Raw genomic sequence first — 2,207 nt, forward strand, 5'->3', positions numbered from 1 at the left:
CTTAAGACTATTAGCTTTTGTCTTCACAAATAGAAAATTCTCACTATTCTCAGATAGCTCTTGATTGATATGCAGCACCCTATCAAATTGGGTGATACTTCTTATTTTCTCAAGCGTTACTAAGAAATCATCATAACTGAATGGTTTACATAGGATTCCCCTAGTAAACTTGGAACTGCGAAGTGCGGGCAATGCAACTTCCGTATGAGCAGTTGTAAGTATAACCGCTGGAGTGCCGTATTGGGAGGTTTTTTCAATAAGATTAAGTAAGTCCATACCGTTAATTTCCGGCATATCGATATCAAGAAAAAGCAGGTCGATTACATTTTCTTTTAGAAAAGATAGCCCTTCTAATGGACTAGTAAATGTTCTATCAATCGTAAAACCATTCAGTAGCCGGATATAATTATCAATAATAGTAAATGTTGAAGGGTTATCATCTATGATAATGCAGTGAAAAATACTTTCTGAATTGATCATTATACCAATCTTTAATCATTTAATACCTAAGGCATTGATTTTTTGCCGATACGTTGTTCCTATTGGTATGGATTCTTCCGTATGTTCTAGACTCAAATGTGATGAGCTAATTTCAACTACATAATTAAAGTTGATAATATATTGCTTATGAATTCTAAGAAATTCAACTCCAGGCGAAAGTATACTCTCTATCTGAGTTAGACTATACGACAGATGTAGCCCTTTAGAATTATTTTTTAAATGAATTTTAACAAAATGTCCATCTGACTGAATAAACAGTATATCGTCAAAACGAAGTTTGACTGATTTACCCTCAGAGCGTATGAAACAAAATTTGTTGTTTGTCAAGGGTATTTTATCATCAGTCCGGTTTAGTTTTAGGGTTGATTTAATAAACCGTTCATAGGAGATTGGCTTCAGCAGAAAATCTACTACATCCAAGTCAAACCCATCAATAGCGTATTGATCATGCGCTGATGTAATGATGAATTTTGGATAGCTTTTGCTAGCTGATGTGACAACTCGAATAAACTCAATACCGGATATTCCAGGCATCTCAATATCAATAAATACTACGTCCAGTTGATGTTCTTTTAAAAAGTCAAGAGCTTCTAAAGGTCGGGTAAATCCCTGTAAAAGATTTATTCCAGGAGTTCGGATAGAATGTTTTCGTATAACCTCAATAGCACTAGGACTGTCGTCGATAGCAATTGCTTGTATCATGTAATTTGATTTTTAGTCTTCATACAAAGACTGTACAATAGAAATGTACACAAATATGCTTATTCACCTTCGCTTTGGCGTACTAATTCCGTATCGCTCAGTTGCCATAGTAAAAATGCCATGCGGTCAGCAATAGTTGTTAATGTCTCCTCAGAAGCGTTTACACCGTGACCGCCATCATATACACGAAGTAAAGTAGGATGATTGTTGTCACGAAGATCTGTCAAGATAGCCGCCATCTTGGCTGGTTCCCACAATAATGTCCTTTGATCTTTTCTTCCAGCAGTTAATAAAACAGCAGGAACATCTTTGTTAGTACTAGATTCAAACGAAAGATAGGGGTCCATTTCTAGTAGATTCGCAAATTCCACTGAATCTCTAGGGGAACCAAACTCTTCTGCTTGCGCTAATCCATTTGGTGATTGATCTAAGCGGGTGGGATTCAGTAATGCGTAATCCAGCACAACGGCTTTAAATAGTTCTGGCCGTTCAATCATAGCTTTACCAACGGCTAATCCCCCAGCACTAACACTGTAAGCCGCTAATTTATTAGGTGATGTATAGTTTTTCTCAGTAAGATACTCAGCACATGCAATAACATCTTTCCAAGAGTTCACCTTTTGCCCCTTTTGCCCAGCTTTGTGCCATGCAGCACCCTTTTCTCCTCCTCCACGAACGTGCGCTACGGCCAATACCCCCCCCTTCTTATACCAAGCAAGCATTTCTAATTCCATATAGGGTTCCAAAGATTCACCATAGGCACCATAAGCTTTTAACAACGTTGGATTAGTGCCATCTTTGGCAACTCGTTTATTATAAATAATAGAAAGCGGTACCTCCTCTCCATCGTGAGAGGCAACTAATACTTCTTCCACCATCAAATTTTTAGGACTTTCAAAGGGGCTTGAGGGCCGCATATTCGTTAATAATACTTGCTGCCTTTCAGCATCATAATAGTATGTCTTTAGTCCACTATTCCAATTGGATAAGCGAAAGAATAACCC

Annotated in this window: 3 protein-coding genes; all 3 read right to left on the bottom strand. The window is 37.7% G+C overall.

Annotated features, from left to right (window positions below):
• Positions 1-480: LytR/AlgR family response regulator transcription factor (locus WBA23_RS05885; protein ID WP_424581322.1), on the bottom strand; the 480-nt coding region annotated here is incomplete at its 3' end.
• A gap of 15 nt (positions 481-495) precedes the next feature.
• Positions 496-1,203, bottom strand: a complete 708-nt coding sequence (locus WBA23_RS05890; protein WP_424581323.1) for a LytR/AlgR family response regulator transcription factor — start codon at positions 1,201-1,203, stop codon at positions 496-498.
• A 59-nt stretch (positions 1,204-1,262) separates the two neighbouring features.
• Positions 1,263-2,207 (bottom strand): prolyl oligopeptidase family serine peptidase (locus tag WBA23_RS05895; protein ID WP_424581324.1); only part of this gene is annotated, 945 nt, incomplete at its 5' end.

Origin of the sequence: Tunicatimonas sp., from assembly GCF_049647865.1 — a bacterium.
Classification (GTDB): domain Bacteria; phylum Bacteroidota; class Bacteroidia; order Cytophagales; family Cyclobacteriaceae; genus Tunicatimonas.